We start from the raw sequence: 20,427 nt of genomic DNA, 5'->3' as shown, positions 1-20,427 counted from the left end.
GGCCCGCGTGGTCCTCGTCAACGGCGGCTACACCTTCCTGGAAGGCGGTACGGCCTCCGCCGGGTCGTACGACCGCTCTCTCGGGCGGCTCTCGGAGGCCTCCTCGGAGTTCTCAGAGGGGCGAGCCGGGGTTACCGGGGCGGATGCGACCGCGCCAGGCGCCGGTCTCGCCTCCGCGCTTTTCGATGTAGTCCTTGAAGCGGTTGAGGTCCCCGTTGACGCGGCGGTCGATCAGGCCGAGCGCGTCGGCCCCCCGCTCCGCGATGCCGCTGGGCTCGACGTCCATCGTGAGCTCGACCCGGGTGTGCGTCTCGTCCAGCGGTTCGAACCGGACGGATCCCCGCTGCCGGGTGTCGCCGTCGACCGCCCGCCAGGTGATCCGGTCGTCCGGCAGCTGGTCGACGATCTCGGTGTCGAACTCGCGCTGTACCCCGCCGATCTTCGTGGTCCAGTGGTTGTGCCGGTCGTCGAGCTGCCTGACCTCCTCGACGCCCTCCATGAAGTTCGGGAAGTCCTCGAACTGGGTCCACTGGTTGTAGGCCGTGTGGACCGGGACGGCGACGTCCACGGCTTTCTTGACCGTGCTCATCTGTTCCTCCTCGTCGGAAACGGCTCGTCACCGGAGTGCTGTCGGTGTCCGACTCGCTCTCCTGCGGCCGCCGGGTACCCGGTCCCGGCGCGCACACCCGTCTCCGCCTCGGTCATCCGAGTCGCCGTCCGCTCCCGGCGCCCTCGTGGAGGCGGGCCGTCTCCCGCCGGTCACGGTGTCGAGGGGCGCGTCTCCGTCCAGTCGACCATCAGACGGCGCTCGGCGAACAGCCACACGCCGTCCTCCTTGGTGAACTCGTCGAGATAGCGAATGGACGCGATCATCAGCGTGCGCCCGCCGTCGTCCGCGACCGAGAGATGGTGGGCCAGGCAGTAGCTCTCGCCGGTCGCGCGGTCGCCGTCGAGGGAGACGGTGCTCTGGCCGTTGAAGTGGGTCGTCGTCCGATACGAGTTGAGGTTGTCGAACACCGGGGCGAGGGAGTCGCGACCGTGCAGCTGCTGCGTCGGCTCCGCCGCCGTGGCGTCCATGAACACCACGAAGCGGGTGTCCTCGGTGAACAGGCTCATCTGGCCCTTGGCGTCCCGCCGGTCCGCGCAGTGCGCGTAGGCGTCGATCAGCTCACGGATGGCAAGCCGGTCGGCGGCTTCCTGCGGTGAGACGGCGGTGTGGGGGTGGGCGGCCATGAGGGGCTCCTCGGGACTTTCTTGTACCTGTCTGTTTGACAGATGTATAAAAGCATCGCGAATGTGGCCCCGCAACGGTCGTGCGCGACGGCTGCGCACCCGAGCCGGTCGCCGGGGCCGTGGCCGGTGCCCCCGCCCGGTGGAGGTCCGGTACCGTGCCGGATCCCGCCTCCCAGTGATGGAGACTCTTGTGAACGTCGTCGTCTTCGGCGCCTCCGGCATGGTCGGACAGGGCGTCCTGCGCGCCTGCCTCCTCGACCCCGCGGTCGACAGCGTCCTGGTGGTGGGCCGCCGCCCGCTCGGCGTCACCCACCCCAAGCTGACGGAGGTCATCCACGACGACTTCACCGACCTGTCCGCCATCGGCGACCGGCTGACCGGTGTGGACGCCTGCTTCTACTGCCTAGGCGTCTCCTCAGCGGGCATGAGCGAGGCCGACTACACGCGCGTCACCTACGACTTCACCCTCGAGGCCGCCCGTGCGCTGGTCGCCGCCAGTCCCGGTCCGACCTTCACCTACGTCTCCGGCGAGGGCACCGACAGCACCGAACAGGGCCGCACCATGTGGGCGCGGGTGAAGGGGCGCACCGAGAACGCCCTGCTGGCGATGCCGATGAACGCGTACATGTTCCGCCCCGGCTACATCCAGCCCCGCCATGGCGCGGTCTCCCGGACCCGCTCCTACCGGGTCATGTACTCCTTCACGTCCTGGCTCTACCCGCTGCTGCACCGCCTCGTGCCGGCCCACACCACGACCACCGAACACCTCGCCCGCGCCATGCTGGCGCTGACCCGCCCCGGGGTGACCGAGAGCCGGCTGCTCTACAGCAAGGACATCAACCGCCTGGGCGCCTGACGGGACACCTCGAACTGGACGGCAGCCGGCTCCGGATGAGCGGGTACGCGCGTACGGCTCAGATCCGGACGCCGAACTGGAAAGGCATGTTGCCGATCGACTCGTAGCGGACGAACGCACCGCTGTGGGGGGCGTGCAGCACCTGACCGCCGCCCGCGTACAGCCCGACGTGGTGGTGGTCCCCGTAGAAGATGACCAGGTCGCCGACCTGGAGATCGCTCTGCGAGTAGATGCGGGTGCCCGCGTTGGCCTGGACCTCCGAGGTGCGCGGTATGGAGACGTTGGCCTGGGCGTAGGCCCAGGAGGTGAGGCCTGAGCAGTCGAAGGTACTGGGGCCGGCGTGGCCGTAGTCGTACGGGGAACCGATCACGCTCTGCGCGGCGGCGAACGCGGCGGCGGCGCGTCCGGAGGCGGCCTTGGTGTTGCCGAGATCGACGCGCTCACTGGCGCGTGTGGCGCGCTCCCGCTCCTGGGTCGCGAGCGCCGCCTGCTCCTTCGCCGTCAGCGAGTTCAGCAGCTTGCGTGCGGCGCTCAGCTTGCTCTGGACTTCCTGCTTCTTCTCGGCGTAGTCGGCCCGGACGTCCGCGAGGTCCTTGAGCTTGCCGGAGGCCTCGGAACGCTGCTGGGCCAGCTCGCGCTGCTTGGCCTGGATCTTCTTCAGTGCTTCGACCTGCTGACCGCTCAGCTGGTCCATCATGGACGCCTTGTCCAGGTAGTCGTCCGGGTTCGAGGAGAGGAAGAGCGCCACGGAGGGATCGATGCCGCCGGTGCGGTACTGGGCGCTGGCCATCGAGCCGAGACCGTCGCGCAGCGTGTTGAGGGCCTGCTGGCCGCGGGCGACGCTGTCCTGCAGGGTGTTGATCTGCTTCTCCAGCGCGGCCTGTTTCTCCTGGGCCCCGTCCAGCTTTTCGGTGGCCTGCTCCGCCTCTTCGTAGAGTGCGTCCACCTTCGCCTTGACCTCGTCCTTGCTCGGCTTCTCGCCGGGCGCGGCGTTGGCGGCGTTGGCGCTGAGCGCCACGGCTGCCGCGGCGACGGAGGTGAGCATGGTCACGCGAGCGCGACTCGGTTGCTTGGGTCGACGGTGGGACGCCATGTGGGCGGTCTCCTCTTCCTTCAGCCGCCTGTCAGGACGCCCACAGGCGGTACCCCGCCGCTGTCACTCCCAACGAGCGAGCACCCGAGCAAAGGTTCGGATTTCGACTCTAGTGATCTAGTCGTGACCAGAGCAAGTGGCGTTCTGGCGAACGCGGTTGGGCGACAGGAGCGGATCATGGCGGGTGTGGATGACGGTACGACTGCTTCACAAAGATCCGTGGCGCTCGGGCGAACTGACGCGCGCGGATGCTGTCGTACGGGCCGCAAATGCGTTGGACGGGCCGGGCCCGGGTGCGTAATGTCCGTGGCGCCGTGATCCCGTGCGAGGAGGTGAGACCCGTGAACGCTGTAGCAGAGTGGGTGCTCCCTTTCCCCGTCACGGTCGGGCGATTGACGTAGGTGTCGCCGGGAGCGCCTGTACGAGAAGGCCCTCCCGAAAGGTAACCACCCATGCAGTCCCTACGTTTCACCGCGGAGACGACGTCGGACGGTGTCGTCGAACGCGACTTCACCCTGGGCGAGATCCCCGGCGTGCTCTGGTCACCCGAGTCCGGCTCCGCGTCCGGCCCTGGGGCCGGTCCCGATCGCGCGCCCCTCGTGCTGATGGGCCACGGCGGCGGCACCCACAAGAAGTGGCCGGCGATGACCGGCCGGGCCCGCCTCCTGGTCACCGGCTGCGGCTTCCACGTCGCCTGCATCGACTCGCCCGGTCACGGCGACCGGCCGCGCAGCGCGCACGACGAGCGGGAGATCGCCGAGTTGTACCGGGCGAGGGAGGCGGGCGAGCCGGAAGGCCCCGTCGTCGTCCGCTACAACGCCCACCTGGCGGCACGCGCCGTACCGGAGTGGCAGGCGACCCTCGACGCCCTCCAGGAGCTTCCGGAGATCGGCGCCGGGGGACCGGTCGGCTACTACGGCCTGAACATGGGCACCGCGATCGGGGTGCCGCTGACGGCGGTCGAGCCCAGGATCACCGCCGCGGTCTTCGGCCTGCACTGGCCCGACGTCCTGGCCGAGCCGGCCCGGCGGATCACCGTCCCCGTCGAGTTCGCGCTCCAGTGGGACGACGAGCACATTCCGCGTGCGGCCGGGCTCGCGCTGTTCGACGCCTTCGCCTCCAAGGAGAAGACGTTGCACGTCAACACCGGTCGCCACAAGGAACTGCCCAGGTTCGAGGCCGACAGCGCGGCCCGCTTCTTCGCCCGGCATCTGGTCCGGCCCGTCACGTCACCGGCCCTGGCCTGACGGACCGTCGGCGCCCGGCCCCACCGTCCGGCCGTACCGTCACACCGGCCGGGCGCCGGCACCGTCCACCGCGAAACCCTTTCTTCACGCCTTGACTTAACATTGGGGACATTGCTTGGATCTCAAGTCGGCGCTCCCTGTGGGCCGCTGACGACGCAGCGGTCACGCGCCTCCGGTTCGGCACGGCACCACCCCCGACCCACCAGAGCCCAGGAGCAGCTGTGAGACGTACGCTCACCACGATCGCGGCCGTGGCCGCAATGACACTGCCCCTCATCGGCGCGGGCCCGACCGCGCAGGCCGACCGGCCCGCGAGCGGGCCCACCGGGCACGGCCAGGTCGTGACCGGTACCTACTCCACCGGCGGCGCCCAGGCCTGGCGCCCCCTGCCGATCGTCAGGACGGGCACGGACACCCACGGCCCCGTCGACGCCACCGTCGTCGCCGACCCCAGCGCCCTCCGGCAGCAGTACACCGGCATCGGCTTCTCCCTGGACGAGACGAGCGTGTCCAACCTGTGGAAGCTCACCCCCGGCGAACGTGCCCAAGCCATCCGGCTCCTTGTCGACCCCGTGCACGGCGCGGGACTCGACCGGTTCCGGCTGACGATCGGCAGCCCCGATCTCATCGAGCACCTGCCGTTCTGGTCGGAGGACGACCTGCCCGCCGGAGTCACCGAGGACTTCGGCCTGAAGCACTTCTCCATCCGGCGCGACCTCGACCTGCACATCGTCGACACCATCAAGCTCATCCAGCGCTACAACCCGCACGCCACGTTCTTCGCGTCGGCATGGAGCGCGCCGGCCTGGATGAAGACGAACAACCGGTTCCTCGGCGAGGTCGCCCTCAAGCCCGGGAGCAGCACGGACTACTACCAGGTCGGCAAGTTGCGGGACGACTGCATCGAGGTGTTCGCCCGGTACTACGTCAAGTTCGTGCAGGCGTACGCCCGGCAGGGCATCCGCGTGGACGCGCTGACCCTGCTGAACGAGCCGGGCATGGACGTCGTCTACCCGGCCATGGACATCAGCGTCGCACAGCAGCAGAAGCTGGCCCTGGCGATCAAGCGTGAGGTCCGTGCCGCCCATCTGGGCACCCAGCTGTACGTACACGACTTCAACTTCTGGGACTGGCACGACCCCAACAGCACGGCGACGAAGAACTACTACCGCATCTTCGAGGACGCCCCGGACGGCTCGGTGACCGGTGCCCAGGTCCGCAAGGCGGCGGACGCCATCGCCTTCCACCCCTACTGGGGCGACCCGACCGTCATGCGCGACGCCTACGAGCAGACCGGGAAGCCGGTCCAGCTCACGGAGACCAGCGACCTGTCGCCCTCGACCGTCCTCGACGACTTCCGCCTCGACGCAGGCTCCTACATCCTGTGGGCCCAGACCACCGACCAGGACGGCGGCACCCTGCACTGGACGCCGTCGCGGGACAACAACATCGACTGGGACGAGGTCGCGGCCACCACCAAGTGGCCCGACCGGCTGGTCACGGTGAACACCGGCACCAAGGAGTTCACGGTCCGCGACGAGCTCTATCAGCTGGGCCAGTTCGCGAAGTACCTGTCACCCGGTGACGTACGCCTGGAGTCCAGCGCCGCGGCGGACGGCGTCAGCAACGTCGTCTACCGGACCCGCGACGGCGGCTACGTGGCCGTCCTCGGCAACGGCGCCGGATCCGACCGCAGGGTCCGGATGGTCGTCGGCGACCAGACGTTCGTCGTGACGGTGCCGGCGGGCTCCTTCGCCACCTACCGGTGGCAGGGCAAGGCCGCCACGGGCTCCCGCAACCACGCCCCGGTCCTCGCGCCGGCCGCCGACGTCGTCGCCGACCAGTACGGCACCACGCAGGTGCCGTTGAAGGCCACCGACCGGGACGGCGACCGGCTCGCCTACTACGCCACCGAACTGCCCGACGGCGTCACCCTCGACGCCGCGACCGGCCTGGTCACCATCCGCCCGACGGCCACCGGCGAGCGGGACCTGACCTTCTACGCCACCGACGGCCGGGCCCACGACCAGGTGACCCTCCACCTGACCGTCCGCCCGCACGCGGCACCCGTGGGGGAGAGGATCGAGGCCGAGGGGTACACGGACCAGCACGGCTGGCCCGCCGACGGCAGTAACTTCATCGAGAGCAACCCGGCCGCCAGCGGCGGCAGGAACGTGGGCTGGACCGCCGCCGGCAACTGGCTGACCTACCGTGTCGAGGTGCCGCAGACCGGCTCGTACGATCTCGAACTGCGCGTCGCCAACGGGACGGCCGCCACCGCGGCGAACGCCGTGTCCCTGCGCGACGACAGCGGCACGACCCTGGCGACGGCGTCCGTGCCGTCCACGGGCGGCTGGGCGACCTACCAGTCGGTGCACGTACCCGTCGCCCTCCGGGCCGGGGAACAGACGGTCACCGTCTACTGCGAGACCGGCGGCTTCAACCTCGACTACCTGCGCCTCACCGCTTCCTGACCGCCCTCCTGACACCGCCGTCCCCGGCGCCGGACCGGCCGTGCGCCCCCGGCCCGGGGTATGGCCAACCCCCCGGCGCGGCGACCGGCATGCCGGATGGTCGCGGCCGGTCCGGTCCACAAAGCTGAGAGGAGTCGCCGAACACCCGCAGCCAAGGAGGCCCTGTCGTGCTCACTCGCCGCGCCGCTGTCCTGTCGGCCGTCGCCGCCGCCACCCTGTCCGCCGTCACCACGGGCACGGCGTCGGCGACGACGCCACGCAAGGCCGTGCCGGCACGGCTGAAACTGCCCGCGCCCAGCGGACCGCACCCGGTGGGCACGGTCTCCCTGCGCCTCGTCGACACCTCACGCGCCGACCCCTGGGTCACGACCCAGCCGTACCGGGAGCTGATGATCGGTGTCCGCTACCCGGCGCATGCCGCCGGCGACCATCCGAGGGCGCCGCAGATGCTGCCGGGGGAGGCCGCCGGCTTCGCCGAGGTCAACAACCTCAGCCAGGTGCCCGGCGACAAGGTCGACTGGGCGGCCACCCGCACCCACGCGTACGAGGGCGCCCCGGCCGACCGGGACCGGGGTCCGTACCCGGTCGTCTGCTACTCACCCGGCGCCGGCGACCCGCGTTCCCTCGGCACCACCCTCTGCGACGACCTCGCCTCCCGTGGCTATGTCGTGGTGACGCTCGACCACACCTACGACGCCTCGGCCGTCCAGTTCCCCGGCGGCCGGGTCGAACGCACGGTCCTGCCCGCCGAGTTCGACAAGGCGTATCCGGACCCGGGGCGCATCAGGGCGCTGCTCCGGAAGACGATGGCCGTACGGGTGGCCGACACCCGCTTCCTCCTCGACGCCCTGCCCGGTGCGCTGCCCGGGGAACTGCGCGGCCTGCCGGACTGGGACCGTCTCGGCATGTTCGGCCACTCGGCCGGCGGCTTCACCGCGTTGCAGGCGATGCACGACGACCGGCGTATCGCCGCGGCGGCCGACTTCGACGGCGTCCTCGCCTACGTCCAGGAGGACAGCGACTCCGGCTACCTCTCCTCCGTTGCCGCCGAGGGCCTCGACCGCCCGTTCCTGCTGGTCGGCAAGGACGGCAACGACCTGAGCACGGTGCCCTCCTGGAACGCCCTGTGGCGGCACAGCCGGGGCCGGGGCGAGGGCCTGACCCTGCGCGGCGCCGAACACGGCACGTACACCGACGCGGAGGCGATGATCCCGCAGATCGCCCGACAACTCGGCCTGCCCCGCGAGACGGTCGTCCAGAACATCGGCACCATCGCCCCGGGGCGCGCGATCACCGCCGAACGGACCTGCCTCGCCGCCTTCTTCGACCGCCGCCTGCGCGGCCGTACCGGCGAAGCCCTGCCGGACCGCCTCCCGGAGGCGCGCCCCTTCCTCCGCCGGAACCGCTCAGAACCGCACGGGTAGACCGAGCAGGCCGCGGGTGCGCATCGAGGGGCGCCAGCGCAACTCGTCGGCGGGGACGTCGAGTTCGAGGCCGGGGAGGCGTTCCACCAGCGCGGCCAGGGCGATCTCGGTCTCCAGGCGGGCGAGCGGTGCGCCGAGGCAGTAGTGGATGCCGTGGCCCAGGGCCAGGTGCCCGGTGGCGTCGCGGCCGATGTCCAGCCGGTCGGGCTCGGGGAAGCGGCGCGGGTCGCGGTGGGCCGCCGCCAGGGACAGCAGCACGGTCTCGCCCGCCGGGACCGTGACCCCGCCGATGGTGACGTCCTCGGTGGGGAAGCGGCGGATGGCGAGCGGGGCGGGCCCGTCGTAGCGGGCCAGCTCCTCGACGGCCGCGCCGATCCCGGCCGGATCCTCGCGCAGCGCGGCCAGTTGGGAGGGGTTGAGGAGCAGGGCCAGGGTGGCGTTCCCGATGAGGTGGACGGTGTTCTCGTACCCGGCGAACAGGATGACGAAGGTCAGGGACATCAACTCGTCCTCGCTGAGCCGGTCCTCCTCGTCCCGTACGGCGATCATCGCGGAGAGCAGGTCGTCGGCCGGCTCGGCGCGCTTACGGGCGAGCAGCCCGGCGAAGAAGGTGAGCAGCGCCTTCACCGCCTCCTTCGCCCGCTCGGGCCGCGCGGGGTCCGGGATGACCAGCGCGTCGGTCCAGGACCGGAAGTCCGGCCGGTCCTCCTCGGCCACGCCCAGCAGTTCGCAGATCACGGCGATGGGCAGCGGCGCGGCGTAGCCGGCGATCAGGTCGGTGCGGCCGAGTGGTTCGACGGCGTCGAGCAGCGCGTCGGCGGTCCGCCGGACGGGTTCGCGGAGCAGGGCGATGCGACGCGGGGTGAAGGCCTGGGACACCAGGCGCCGGACGCGGGTGTGGTCCGGCGGGTCCATGTTCAGCAGGTTGGCGTCGAGCGCGGGCGGCAGCGCGAGCCCACGGTAGCCGCCGGGCTTCGCGTGGGCCTTGTCCAGTGAGAGCCGGGGGTCGGCGAGGGCCTGCCGCACGTCCTCGTACCGCGTCACCAGCCAGGCCGGCAGCCCGTCGGTTCCGGCGAAGCGGTGCACGGGCCCGGCCTCCCGGAGCCGGGCGTACACGGCGTACGGATCGGCGAGCAGCTCCGTGTGGTCAACGGCGGCCGGAGCAAGGGGCGTTGTACTGGCGTCCATGGCTCACACCCTAGACACCGGAAGCCGGGACAAGCCGTATTCCGCGACCCTGAGCCGGTTCTGCGCGGCCGGCGGGACAGCCAGGCACGGATCGCCGCGGCCGTGCCGCCGGAGCCGGTGCGGCGGCCGGTCCGCGTCGGGTGCGCCGCGCGGCATGTCGGCGGTGGGCTGTCCCGCCCGGACATGGGGCACGGGTGCGTGGGCAGCCACCGAGGACCGTGCCGGGGCCCCGGTGACCGAGGAAGTGAGCCCCTGTGGCGGTGCGCTCCGCTGCCGGGGTCTGGTGGTCCGGGCGGCCGATCCGCCTCAGGGAGTTGCAGCGCCCGCGTGAGCGGCGTTTTCTGGAAGTATCCGATGGTGAAACACGAGCGCCTAGGGTTGCGGCATGGACCGGGGGCTCTGTCTCGACATGTTTCTCCTGGCCAGAGCCTCGGTCTGTGCGGTCCGTCGTCGTGTCCCGGCGTTCCACGCGGAGGTGAACCAGGTGAAAGCCGTTGTGTATGAGAAGCCCTTCAGCGTCGCCGTCAGGGACGTCGACGATCCGCGCATCGAGCACCCGAACGACGTGCTGGTACGGGTCACGTCGACCGCCATCTGCGGATCCGACCTGCACATGTACGAGGGCCGCACGGCCGCCGAGTCGGGCATCGTCTTCGGCCACGAGAACCTCGGCATAGTCGAGGAGACCGGCCCCGGTGTGACCTCGTTGTCCAAGGGCGACCGCGTGGTCATGCCGTTCAACGTCGCCTGCGGATTCTGCAAGAACTGCCTGGCCGGCAAGACCGGCTTCTGCCTCACGGTCAATCCGGGCTTCGCCGGCGGAGCCTACGGCTATGTGGCCATGGGCCCCTACGAGGGCGGGCAGGCGGAGCTGCTGCGGGTACCGTTCGCCGACTTCAACTGCCTGAAGCTGCCGCCGGGCGAGGAGTTCGAGACCGACTTCGTGCTGCTCGCCGACATCTTCCCGACCGGCTACCACGGCTGCGAACTCGCCCGGGTGATCCCTGGCGAGAGCGTCGCCGTCTTCGGGGCCGGCCCGGTCGGGCTGATGGCCGCGTACTCCGCGCTGCTGCGCGGTGCCTCCAAGGTGTTCTCGGTGGACCGGGTGCCCGAGCGGCTCGCCAAGGCGGAGCAGATCGGGGCGATACCGATCGACTTCAGCAAGGGTGACCCGGCCGAGCAGATCAAGGAACAGACCGGAGGTGAGGGCACCGACAAGGGCGTCGACGCCGTCGGCTACCAGGCCCAGTCGCCCGACGCCAGCCACGAGGAACCCGCTGTCGTCCTCAACGCTCTCGTGGAGACGGTACGGCCGACCGGCATGCTCGGCATACCCGGCCTGTACGTACCCTCCGACCCGGGCGGACCCGACGAACACGCCAAGCACGGCCAGCTGCTGGTCTCCATAGGCCGGATGTTCGAGAAGGGGCAGCAGATGGGCACCGGCCAGTGCAACGTCAAGCAGTACAACCGCCAGCTGCGCGACCTGATCATCGCGGGGCGGGCCAAGCCCAGCTTCGTGGTCTCCCACGAACTGCCCCTGGAGGACGCACCGGGCGCGTACCAGAAGTTCGACCAGCGGATCGAGGGATACACCAAGGTGGTCCTGCATCCAGGTCACGCCCTTGCGGCGTAGCACCCGCCCACGGCCATTCCGGGCGGCGTAGGACCCGCCCGCACGGCGCGGCGGTCCGGCTCCCGCGGCCGGCCCGCCGCGCGCCGCCACGCCCGCGCGCCAGCGCCGCCTCGGCGGCCTCCGCGAACCGCACCACGGCCGAGTTGTGGCAGTGCCCGGAGGCATCGGCGTCCGGCCACTCCACCCGGCATCGGTAGACGGTGCGGGCCGCTTCAGGAGCCATGGCCCGGCCTTCCGAGGGTGAGGGGGGAGGTGGTGATATCTCGGATTTTTCACGGCCGTCATTTGAGGTCGACGCATCGGCGAACGGGCAAGGGGGCCCGCCGGACCACAAGGCCCCGGCAGACCCCCGCTGTCCCGACGCCGTCAGCCGCGACGCCCCGCGGGCTGGTACTCGTCGTCCGCGGCGGGCGAGGAGCCGGTGTCCACGCCCGGCTCCGCCCGGTCGGCGTGGCCCGGCCACCAGGCGGCGTGACCGATGAGCGCGGTGAGGCTCGGCGTGAAGAACATCGCCATGACGAACGCGGCGACCGCGATGCCGAAGGAGACCGCGAAGCCCATCTCCGTGAGCAGCGCGTTGCCCGCCAGCATCATCGTGGCGAAGGTCGCCGCCAGGATGAAGCCCGCCGCGGCCACCGTCGGCCCGGCGTGCCGCAGCGCCATCCCGGCCGCCTCGCGCGGCTCACGGCCCTCACGGGCCTCCTCGCGGAGCCGGGCGATCATGAGGATGTTGTAGTCCGTGCCGATGGCGACCACGAAGAGATACATGATCACCGGGAGCATGAACATCAGGCCGGGCTTGTTCTGCGCCTCCTGGAAGATCCAGACCGTGGCACCGAGCGTCGCGCCGAAGCCCAGCCCCACCGAGGCGATCAGGTACCAGGGAGCCACGACGCTGCGCAGCAGCAGTCCCAGGATCACCATGATCAGCAGGGCGGCGACGGGGAACACCGTCCGGTAGTCGTGGTTGACCGCGGAGTCGATGTCCTTGTAGATCGAGGACATGCCGCCCACGACGGCCTCGGTGCCCTCGGGAGCGTCGGCGTGCGCGACGTCCCGCACCCGGCCCACGGCGTCGATCGCCTTGTCCGTGGACGCCTCGTACTTGAGCGTGACGGTGAAGTCCGCCGTCGTACCGGCCTTGTTCACCTGGGACATCCGGGCGCTCGCGACACCGTCCACGGCCCCGAGCTTCGAGGCGTAGGCGTCGAACGCGGACCTGTCCAGCGGCTTGCCGTCGCCGCTGGAGAGATAGACGTCGGTGGGCGCGGCGGCACCCGCCGAGTAGGCCGTCTGCATCTGGTCCTGGACGACCATGGACTCCTTGGTCTTGGGCATCGAGCCCGAGGCCAGGTCGAACGTGGCCTTGTAGCCCAGTGTGCCGAGCGACAGCACGACCAGGATCAGACCGGAGACCGCCGCGGTCAGCGCCGGGCGGCGCTGCACCCCACGGCCCAGGGCCGCGAAACGGGCGTTGGCCGGTTCCTGCTGCCAGGACTTCGAGGGCCAGAACACCTTCGGGCCGATGAGCGAGACTACGGCCGGAATCAGGGTCAGCCCCGCGATCAGGGTGACCGAGACCGAGATGGCCAGCGCCGGGCCCATCTGCTTCAGGAAGCCCAGCGTGGACAGCACCAGCGCGAGGAAGGCGATGATGACCGCGCCGGCCGCCGAGGCGATGGCCTCACCGACCCGGTCGACCGCGTTGATCATGGCCTGCTTGGGTTCGTCACCCGCGCGCAGGCGTTCGCGGTAGCGGAACATCAGGAACAGGAAGTAGTCCGTGCCCACGCCGAAGAGCACGACGATCAGGATCGACGAGACGGAACTGTTGGCCTGAAGTCCGAACAGCTTGGTGGCGTACGCGATCAGCCCGTTGGCGATCGCCGACACCACGCCGATCAGCAGGAGGGGCAGGAACGCCAGGATCGGCGCCCGGAAGATGATCAGCAGGGTCACCAGGATGATCACGAAGGTGCCGATACCGATCAGCGCCTGACCGCGCTTGGACGAGTCCTGCTGGTCCAGGGCCTGCGCCGCCGAGCCGCCGAGCTTGACCTCCAGGTCTGTGCCCTTGGCCAGTTGCTTGACGTCGTCGCGCAACACCTTGGCGGCGTCCGCCTGGACGGGCTGGCCCGCCTTCTTGCTGTCCATCTGCACCAGGGTCAGGGTGTACCTGCCGTCCTTGGACGGCGGGCCGGGGACGACCTTCTGTACCTGATCGATGTGTTTGTCGCCCAGTTCGGTGGTGATCCGGGCGACGTCCTTCAGATCGGCCTGGCTGAGCTTGCCGCCGTCGGTGCGCTGGTACAGCGCGATCGCGGACGGCGTGAAGGCGCTGGGGAACGCCTTCTGCTGGAGATCGGCCGCTTTGATCGACTCGTAACTCTTGGGCAGAAAACTGCTTTCGTCGCTGTTCGAGGGCAGGCTCGGGGCGGTGGCGACGATCGCCACCGCCGCGATCAGCCATGCCACGATCGTCCAGACAGGATGTCGGACGACGGCAGTGCCAATACGTCGGAACATGCGGAAGGTCCTCCTGGGTAGGAAGATCACCGCAGCCCGGGGAGCGGACCCTGGCATCGGCGACCCCGACCGGCCCGCGTCCAACGGACCGGTCGCATAGTTGTCTTGCGGTCATATCGTAGGGATCACAGGTGACGATCGGTCCAGTGAGTTTCCGACAGCGCCACGACCGCCTCGCCCCCGGCCCTGTCATCTGTACGGCAGGAGGCCGGTCGGCGACCATCGAAGACATGATCGCCGTCCCGTCGCCCGTCCGGAAGGCCGAACCTTGTCAACGATCAGTCAATGGCAGCTGCGGGCGGCGTTCGCGGAACGGCTGTCGGAGATGTACGGCCGGGAGGTGCCCGCCTACACGACGCTGGTGGACGTCTCGCGCGAGGTCAACGAGGACGTGCTGCGGGCCCGGGGAGCCGACGCCGAACGCCTCGGATCCATCGGCCGGGTGACCGCCGAGCGGCACGGCGCCATCCGCGTCGGCACCCCGCGGGAACTGCGCCAGGTCGCCCGGGTCTTCGGCGCCCTCGGCATGCACCCGGTCGGCTTCTACGACCTGCGGGAGGCCGCCGCCAGCGCCGTCCCCGTCGTCTCCACCGCCTTCAGGCCGGTCGACGGCGCGGAACTCGCCCGCAACCCCTTCCGCGTGTTCGCCTCCATGCTCACCGTCGCCGACCCCCGCTTCTTCGACCCCGACCTGCGCGCGCGCCTGGAGACCTTCCTGGCCGGCCGCGAGCTCTTCCCACCGGAGCTGCTCACCCTGGCCGACCGCGCCGCGGCCGAGCGCGAACTGCCTGCGGACGATGCCGAACGCTTCATGCGACTGGCCGTGCGGGTCTTCGAGTTGTCGAAGGAACCGGTGGACCGGGCCTGGTATCGGACCCTGGAGCGGGTCTCCGCCGTCGCCGCCGACATCGGCGGGGTCCGCGGCACGCACATCAACCACCTCACCCCGCGCGTCCTGGACATCGACGAGCTGTACCGGCGTATGACGGACCGCGGTATCGAGATGATCGACACCATCCAGGGCCCGCCGGCCTGGAAGGGCCCCGACGTCCTGCTGCGTCAGACCTCCTTCCGCGCCCTGGCCGAATCCCGCCCGATGCGCACCGAGGACGGCAGCGTCGTCAGCGGCTCCCTGCGGGTGCGCTTCGGCGAGGTCGAGGCCCGTGGCATCGCCCTCACCCGCACCGGACGCGCGCACTACGACGAACTCCTCGGCCGCGTCGACGAGCAGGCGTCCCGGCACCCCACGGCGGCGCGCGGCGACCTCGCCCGCACCGTCTGGGAGCGGCACATGCCCGGCAGCGAGGAGGAACTCGCGGCGCGGGGCCTGGCGTACTTCACCTACCGGCTCGCCGACCGGCGGCCGCGCGACGGCGGCGGTCCGCCCACCGACATAGGCGAACTGGTCCGGCAGGGCTGGGTGCTGGCCGAGCCCGTCGTCTACGAGGACTTCCTGCCCCGCTCCGCCGCCGGCATCTTCCAGTCCAACCTCACCGGCGAGGGCACCCGCGACAACGACCAGCAGGGCACCGCCTACGACGCCGACTGGCTCTCCGGCGCCATCGACCGCGAGGTCCTCGACCCCTTCGCCCTCTACGAGCAGCAGCAGAACGGCTCCCTCGCCCAGGTCGCCCGCGCCCTGGGCCGCCCCGGCACCCTCCGCTGACCCCTCACCCCCTGGAGGTCCCACGATGACCAGCACCGCGCTGCCCACCACGGACGACCTGCGCACCCGCGCCCGGGCCTGCCTGCGGGCCATCGGCGTGCAGGCCGCGGAGGGCGACGACTTCCCGGCCCGCACCCCCATCACCGGCGAGCACCTCTTCGGGCTGAAGTCCGCCACCGGCGACGACGTCGAGCAGGCCCTCGCGGCCGCCCGCACCGCCTTCCTCACCTGGCGCACCACCCCCGCCCCGCGCCGGGGCGAACTCGTGCGCAGGCTCGGGGAGTTGCTGCGTGAGCACAAGAGCGACCTGGCCGATCTCGTCACCGTCGAGGCGGGCAAGATCCGCTCCGAGGCGCTCGGCGAGGTCCAGGAGATGATCGACATCTGCGACTTCGCGGTGGGCCTGTCCCGCCAGCTGTACGGCCGTACGATCGCCTCCGAACGCCCCGGCCACCGCCTGGCCGAGACCTGGCACCCGCTCGGCGTGGTCGGCGTCATCTCGGCCTTCAACTTCCCCGTCGCCGTGTGGTCCTGGAACACCGCCGTGGCCCTGGTCTGCGGCGACACGGTGGTCTGGAAGCCCTCGGAGCTCACCCCGCTGACCGCCCTGGCCTGTCACCACCTGCTCGCCCGGGCCGCCGACGAGACCGGCGCACCCCGCGACGTACACCGCCTCCTGCTGGGTGACCGCACGGTGGGCGAGCGGCTCGTCGACGACCCCCGGGTGGCCCTGGTCAGCGCCACCGGTTCCACCCGCATGGGCCGCGCGGTCGGCCCGCGCGTCGCCGCTCGGTTCGGCCGCAGCCTGCTGGAGCTCGGCGGCAACAACGCCGCGATCGTCGCCCCCTCGGCCGACCTGGACCTCGCCGTCCAGAGCATCGTCTTCGCCGCGGCCGGCACGGCGGGCCAGCGCTGCACCACACTGCGTCGCCTCATCGTCCACCGGGACATCGCCGACACCCTCGTCGAGCGGCTGACAGCCGTCTACGGCAGGCTGCCCGTCGGCAGTCCGTTCGACGACACGACGCTGGTCGGCCCGCTCATCTCCACCGCCGCCCTGGACGCCATGCGCGGCGCCCTCGCCCGGGTCCAGGCACAGGGCGGCAAGATCCTGGCCGGCGGAAACCGGCGGCTGGCCGAGGCCGCACCGGCGGCCGCCTACACCGAGCCCGTCCTGGTACGCGTCGACGAACAGACCGACGTCGTCAGGGAGGAGACGTTCGCACCGATCCTCTACGTCCTCACCTACGACACCCTCGACGAGGCGATCGCCCTGCACAACGACGTCCCGCAGGGCCTGTCGTCCAGCATCTTCACCCGGGACCAGCGGGAGGCCGAGATCTTCCTGTCCGCCGCCGGCTCCGACTGCGGCATCGCCAACGTCAACATCGGCACCTCCGGAGCGGAGATCGGCGGGGCCTTCGGCGGCGAGAAGGACACCGGCGGCGGCCGCGAGTCCGGTTCCGACGCCTGGAAGGCCTACATGCGCGCGGCCACCAACACGGTCAACTACTCCGGCGAACTCACCCTGGCCCAGGGCGTCAGCTTCCTCTGACGAGGATCTGGACCAGGGCGGCCCGTCTCAGCTTCTCGGGAGTCGCTTCGCGATGTTCCCCACGACGGCCGCCGCGAGATCATCGGCGTCACCGCACAGCTTCTTCTCCGGCAGCGGGGCGTACACGGTCAGCTGGAACAGCTCCACGGTGTGGTCGCCGGCGGAGTCCGTGTACGTCCGGTGGGGTGTCCGTACGGTGCAGCTGTCGTCCTCGGCCTCGTCCGCGACGAAGTAGCTTCGGGTGCCGGCGACTTCCACCGGATGCCCGTCGTCGGAGTCCAGCGAGTTGTCGCGGCTGAACTGGATCTCAACGTCGCGGTCGCCGTCGTCGCTGGACCAGTCGCAGTCCCACCCGCCGAAGCCGCGGTCCCGGTTGTCCGCGTCGACGCCGGGCACGCGGGCGAGGTCGGCCGCGCCGAGCAGGGTGCAGGCGTCGAGGCGGGCCAGGGAGTCCGCGGCGGGCCGGGCCGTGCGGCGGGGCACCGGGCCGTCGTCCAGAACGCCGACGACGTGGTCGGTGGCGGCGTCGGCCAGGTCGCACGGGTCGGGGGCCACCTTGCCGAGCTTCTTCCCGACGATGCGGATCTGGTGGCGGTCGGCGGTCAGGACGGCCCGTTCGCAGGAGTCGTCGTCGGGCTTGAGGTCGACGACGGTGAGGTGCCCGACGACCCGGGTGGTGAGGTTGCCCTCGTAGTTGTCCTGGTCCGCGTCGAGATTGACCTGGACGTCGGCGTTGTCGTCGCCGTCGGTGTTCTTGACGAGGACGTCGCAGCGGTCGATCTCCCCGTAGTCCGGGTCCAGTTCGGTACCGCCGAAACGGCTCAGGGAGGCCGCGTCGAGCAGCCCGCAGGGGTCGGCCGTGCGGGCCTCGCCCATCGTGCCGGCGGCCCGCGCGGCGGCCGGGGGCTTCGCGTCCGTGGCGGTGCGCCCGCCGCCCCCGCCCCGCGCGTCCCACGGGGCGAGCAGGACCAGCCCGGCCGTGACCGCGGCCACCACGGCCACGGCCGCGACGAGCAGCGGGCGGCGGCGCCGGCGTACCGGGCGGGGCAGCCGCAGCGTGAGCGGGGCGAGGTCGATGGTCCGCCGGTCGTGCAGGTGCCCGGGCGGAGCGGCCGCCTTCAGCAGGAGCCTGCGCGCCCGTGCGGCGTCCGGGCGGTGCCGGGGCTCCAACTCCAGCAGGGCGGCGAGGGGTTCGGCCAGCGGGCCCGCTCGGCGTGCGGTCTCGATATGGCCCTCGATCGCCCGGGCGACGTACGCCATGGGGTGCTCGGCCTCTCCGTACGGCGACCGGCCCTCGAGCGCCGCGAACAGTGCGGCGCCCAGCGAGAACACGTCGGCCTTCTCACCGGGCTGCCGTCCCCTGGCCACCTCGGGGGCCAGATAGCGGGGTTTGCCGCGCACCCCGCCCGTCACGCTCTGGGTGGTGTCGCTCCACAGGGCCCGGGAGATCCCGAAGTCGGTGAGCCGTGCCACGCCCTCGGCGGTGACCAGGATGTTCTCCGGCGTCACATCGCCGTGTACCACGCCCTCGGCATGCGACTTCGCCAGCGCGTCCGCTATCTGGCAGCCGACGGAACCGACGTCCTCGGGGGAGAGCGGACCGTCCTCGGCCATGAGCTGGGCGAGGCTTCGCGAGGGCACGTACTCCATGACGATCCAGCAGGTGGCGCCCTCGTCGACGAAGTCGAAGACGCCCACGATGTTCGGATGGTGCAGCCGCCCCGCGTTGCGCGCCTCGCCCATCAAGCGGTGCGTGGCCCGGGGGTCGTCCAGGCGCGCGCACTTGACCGCGACCCGCCGCCGCAACCGCTCGTCCCAGGCCTGCCAGACGACACCCATGCCGCCCCGGCCGATGGCCTCCCGCAGCACGTACCGGCCGGAGATCCTGTCTCCGGCACTGGGTTCTACCAGCACCGCCCCGCCCCTCGCCGCACGTCACCCGCTTGTGGTAACTCTCGGTGGCGGAGTGTAGTCACCCGTGACCTGCCCCACAGGGCTCGCCGCGGACCGGCCCAGAACCCTCACAACACGCGTCACGGCGGCGGGTACCCGAGCTCTTCGGTGTCCGGGTCGTCGTCTCCGCCGCCCGGCGCCCCGGCCGCTCCCGCGGGCAGCAGGAAGGCGGTGAGCGCGGCCGTGTCGTCCTGCAACTGGTTGCCGCTGTAGGTCTGCAGATCCTGATGGAGCCGTTCCAGCAGCTCCGGGGGCGGCATCGGCCCCCACGAGCGCAGCCGCTGGAGCAGCGGGTAGAAGGAACCGTCCGGGTGACGGGTCTCGGTGACACCGTCCGTGTAGAGCAGCAGTTGGTCGCCGGGGCCGAAGGCGTAGGTGTCGACGTGATAGGGGTCCCCGACGAGCATGCCGAGGTTCAGCGGCGGCCCCGACCGGCCCCGGTCCAGTTCGCTCACCTCGCCGGGGCGGATGAGCAGCGGCGGTGGATGGCCGCAGTTGAGGAGGCGGACGACCGCCCCGTCGTAGGGGATCTCGGCGAAGACGGCGGTGACGAACCGCTCGGCCGTCTCGTTGCCGCCCAGCTGGTGGGCCCGGCGCGTCATGCTGATGTCCACCCGGTCCACCAAGGTGTGGAGGTCGGGTTCGTCGTGCGCGGCCTCCCGGAACGCGCCCAGCATCGCCGCCGCGGTCTCCACCGCGAGCAGGCCCTTGCCCCGCACGTCACCGATGAGCAGCCGGACCCCGTGCGCGGTCGGTACGGCCTCGTAGAGGTCGCCGCCGATCCGTGCCTCCGCGGCGGCGGACAGGTAGAAGCTCTCCAGCAGCAGGTTCCCGATCCGGTGCGGGACGGGTCTGAGCAGGACGCGCTGTGCGATCTCGGCCACGAACCGGACGTCGGCCAGGGTGCGTTCCCGGCGGATCCGGTGCGCGGCCAGGATCGTGCCCAGGGCGCCGACCAGGGCCGTGCACGCGTACGCGGCGACATAGTGCCGTTCCCAGATGTAGCCGACGTCGCGTCCCGCGCAGCACGGGGTTCCGGCCAGTAAAAGTTCGAAGCCGATGCCGAAGACGGTGGCGCCGGCGACGACTGCGGGCGGGTGCGCGAAGGCGGTCACCAGAGGGAGGGCGATCAGCGCGAAGCTGACCGGCCACTGCACGGGGGTGATCGGTTCGATCAGCAGCACACCGACGACGTACAGGAGCGGAAGCCAGCGCATCCACGCCGGGGGCGCGGGCAGTGCTGACTTGCGACCGTCGTGCCTCACCCGGGACTCCTGGCATACGAATCTCGACAAGACGCCCAGCCTGGCGGGCGGTCGCCCGCCGCGCCGGTGATTGCTCCACTCAGCGGCATGTTCAGGATCTGTTGGCAGCATTCGCCTTGGATATCGAAACATTCGAGGATCCGAGGATCCATGATTTGATCTTCAATTGGCCGATTGTCGACAGAGGTGATCGTGAATTCACCTGGCATCCGTTTGAAGTGCGGAAATGGCTGAACCGGCTGAGCGAAGGTTTCGAAATAATTACCGAAACTGTTGACAGGTGACATGGGCAGACCAACACTCCCCACCAA

15 protein-coding genes are annotated in these 20,427 nt (G+C 70.9%); 7 read left to right on the top strand and 8 right to left on the bottom strand.

Annotation, left to right across the window (positions count from 1 at the left end):
- Positions 1–112: 112 nt before the first annotated feature.
- Together ABZ642_RS06555 and ABZ642_RS06550 are read right to left on the bottom strand one after the other, a co-directional pair.
- A complete protein-coding gene (locus ABZ642_RS06555) occupies positions 113–589 on the bottom strand; it encodes an SRPBCC family protein (protein ID WP_360478118.1) in 477 nt (158 codons plus the stop codon).
- 170 nt (positions 590–759) lie between these two features.
- The gene (locus tag ABZ642_RS06550) at positions 760–1,233 is read right to left on the bottom strand and encodes a nuclear transport factor 2 family protein (protein ID WP_360478115.1); all 474 of its coding nucleotides are present in this window, start codon (positions 1,231–1,233) and stop codon (positions 760–762) included.
- Between the two features lie 178 nt (positions 1,234–1,411).
- Here ABZ642_RS06550 and ABZ642_RS06545 point away from each other — a divergent pair, with 178 nt between their 5' ends.
- On the top strand, positions 1,412–2,089 hold the full coding sequence (locus ABZ642_RS06545; protein ID WP_360478112.1) for an epimerase: 678 nt from the start codon (positions 1,412–1,414) through the stop codon (positions 2,087–2,089).
- Between the two features lie 58 nt (positions 2,090–2,147).
- On the opposite strand, the gene ABZ642_RS06540 is transcribed toward ABZ642_RS06545, so the two are convergent.
- Positions 2,148–3,182 (bottom strand): NlpC/P60 family protein, encoded by a 1,035-nt coding sequence (locus tag ABZ642_RS06540; protein ID WP_360478109.1) that lies wholly within the window; start codon positions 3,180–3,182, stop codon positions 2,148–2,150.
- Between the two features lie 452 nt (positions 3,183–3,634).
- Between ABZ642_RS06540 and ABZ642_RS06535 the strand changes: the two genes are divergently transcribed.
- From ABZ642_RS06535 to ABZ642_RS06525, 3 genes are all read left to right on the top strand, one after another.
- Entirely contained in the window at positions 3,635–4,429 is a 795-nt protein-coding gene (locus ABZ642_RS06535) for an alpha/beta hydrolase (RefSeq protein ID WP_360478106.1), read from the top strand.
- A gap of 221 nt (positions 4,430–4,650) precedes the next feature.
- Complete coding sequence (locus ABZ642_RS06530) at positions 4,651–6,903, top strand: carbohydrate-binding protein (RefSeq protein ID WP_360478103.1); 2,253 nt, start codon at positions 4,651–4,653, stop codon at positions 6,901–6,903.
- A gap of 167 nt (positions 6,904–7,070) precedes the next feature.
- Complete coding sequence (locus ABZ642_RS06525; protein WP_360478100.1) at positions 7,071–8,327, top strand: hydrolase; 1,257 nt, start codon at positions 7,071–7,073, stop codon at positions 8,325–8,327.
- Here ABZ642_RS06525 and ABZ642_RS06520 read toward each other — a convergent pair.
- Positions 8,310–9,515, bottom strand: a complete 1,206-nt coding sequence (locus ABZ642_RS06520; RefSeq protein ID WP_360478097.1) for a cytochrome P450 — start codon at positions 9,513–9,515, stop codon at positions 8,310–8,312. The genes ABZ642_RS06525 and ABZ642_RS06520 overlap by 18 nt on opposite strands.
- Positions 9,516–9,999: 484 nt before the next feature.
- On the opposite strand from ABZ642_RS06520, the gene ABZ642_RS06515 reads away from it, so the two are divergent.
- Positions 10,000–11,151, top strand: a complete 1,152-nt coding sequence (locus tag ABZ642_RS06515; RefSeq protein ID WP_360478094.1) for a glutathione-independent formaldehyde dehydrogenase — start codon at positions 10,000–10,002, stop codon at positions 11,149–11,151.
- A gap of 366 nt (positions 11,152–11,517) precedes the next feature.
- Here ABZ642_RS06515 and ABZ642_RS06510 read toward each other — a convergent pair whose 3' ends face one another.
- Positions 11,518–13,677, bottom strand: a complete 2,160-nt coding sequence (locus ABZ642_RS06510; protein ID WP_360478091.1) for an MMPL family transporter — start codon at positions 13,675–13,677, stop codon at positions 11,518–11,520.
- A gap of 268 nt (positions 13,678–13,945) precedes the next feature.
- On the opposite strand from ABZ642_RS06510, the gene ABZ642_RS06505 reads away from it, so the two are divergent.
- Together ABZ642_RS06505 and ABZ642_RS06500 are read left to right on the top strand one after the other, a co-directional pair.
- Positions 13,946–15,343: a VOC family protein gene (locus ABZ642_RS06505; RefSeq protein WP_360478088.1), complete on the top strand. Its 1,398-nt coding sequence runs from the start codon at positions 13,946–13,948 to the stop codon at positions 15,341–15,343.
- A 25-nt stretch (positions 15,344–15,368) separates the two neighbouring features.
- On the top strand, positions 15,369–16,898 hold the full coding sequence (locus ABZ642_RS06500; RefSeq protein ID WP_360478085.1) for an aldehyde dehydrogenase family protein: 1,530 nt from the start codon (positions 15,369–15,371) through the stop codon (positions 16,896–16,898).
- Positions 16,899–16,925: 27 nt separating this feature from the next.
- On the opposite strand, the gene ABZ642_RS06495 is transcribed toward ABZ642_RS06500, so the two are convergent.
- From ABZ642_RS06495 to ABZ642_RS06485, 3 genes are all read right to left on the bottom strand, one after another.
- A complete protein-coding gene (locus tag ABZ642_RS06495) occupies positions 16,926–18,812 on the bottom strand; it encodes a serine/threonine-protein kinase (RefSeq protein ID WP_360478082.1) in 1,887 nt (628 codons plus the stop codon).
- A 119-nt stretch (positions 18,813–18,931) separates the two neighbouring features.
- On the bottom strand, positions 18,932–20,116 hold the full coding sequence (locus ABZ642_RS06490) for a PP2C family protein-serine/threonine phosphatase (protein WP_360478079.1): 1,185 nt from the start codon (positions 20,114–20,116) through the stop codon (positions 18,932–18,934).
- Positions 20,113–20,403, bottom strand: coding sequence for a hypothetical protein (locus tag ABZ642_RS06485; RefSeq protein ID WP_360478076.1), 291 nt, complete (start codon positions 20,401–20,403; stop codon positions 20,113–20,115). Before ABZ642_RS06485 ends, ABZ642_RS06490 begins: the two co-directional genes overlap by 4 nt.
- Positions 20,404–20,427: the final 24 nt, after the last annotated feature.

It is taken from the genome of Streptomyces sp. NPDC007157 (genome assembly GCF_040634235.1).
GTDB lineage: Bacteria > Actinomycetota > Actinomycetes > Streptomycetales > Streptomycetaceae > Streptomyces.
This window is presented reverse-complemented; position numbering and strand designations above follow the sequence as displayed.

Excerpts from the sequence above, each read along its gene's own strand:
- ABZ642_RS06510 (WP_360478091.1), bottom strand. The coding sequence starts at position 13,677 with ATGTTCCGACGTATTGGCACTGCCGTCGTCCGACATCCTGTCTGGACG.
- ABZ642_RS06535 (WP_360478106.1), top strand. The coding sequence starts at position 3,635 with ATGCAGTCCCTACGTTTCACCGCGGAGACGACGTCGGACGGTGTCGTC.
- ABZ642_RS06545 (WP_360478112.1), top strand. The coding sequence starts at position 1,412 with ATGGAGACTCTTGTGAACGTCGTCGTCTTCGGCGCCTCCGGCATGGTC.
- ABZ642_RS06550 (WP_360478115.1), bottom strand. The coding sequence starts at position 1,233 with ATGGCCGCCCACCCCCACACCGCCGTCTCACCGCAGGAAGCCGCCGAC.
- ABZ642_RS06485 (WP_360478076.1), bottom strand. The coding sequence starts at position 20,403 with ATGTCACCTGTCAACAGTTTCGGTAATTATTTCGAAACCTTCGCTCAG.
- ABZ642_RS06500 (WP_360478085.1), top strand. The coding sequence starts at position 15,369 with ATGACCAGCACCGCGCTGCCCACCACGGACGACCTGCGCACCCGCGCC.
- ABZ642_RS06520 (WP_360478097.1), bottom strand. The coding sequence starts at position 9,515 with ATGGACGCCAGTACAACGCCCCTTGCTCCGGCCGCCGTTGACCACACG.
- ABZ642_RS06540 (WP_360478109.1), bottom strand. The coding sequence starts at position 3,182 with ATGGCGTCCCACCGTCGACCCAAGCAACCGAGTCGCGCTCGCGTGACC.
- ABZ642_RS06555 (WP_360478118.1), bottom strand. The coding sequence starts at position 589 with ATGAGCACGGTCAAGAAAGCCGTGGACGTCGCCGTCCCGGTCCACACG.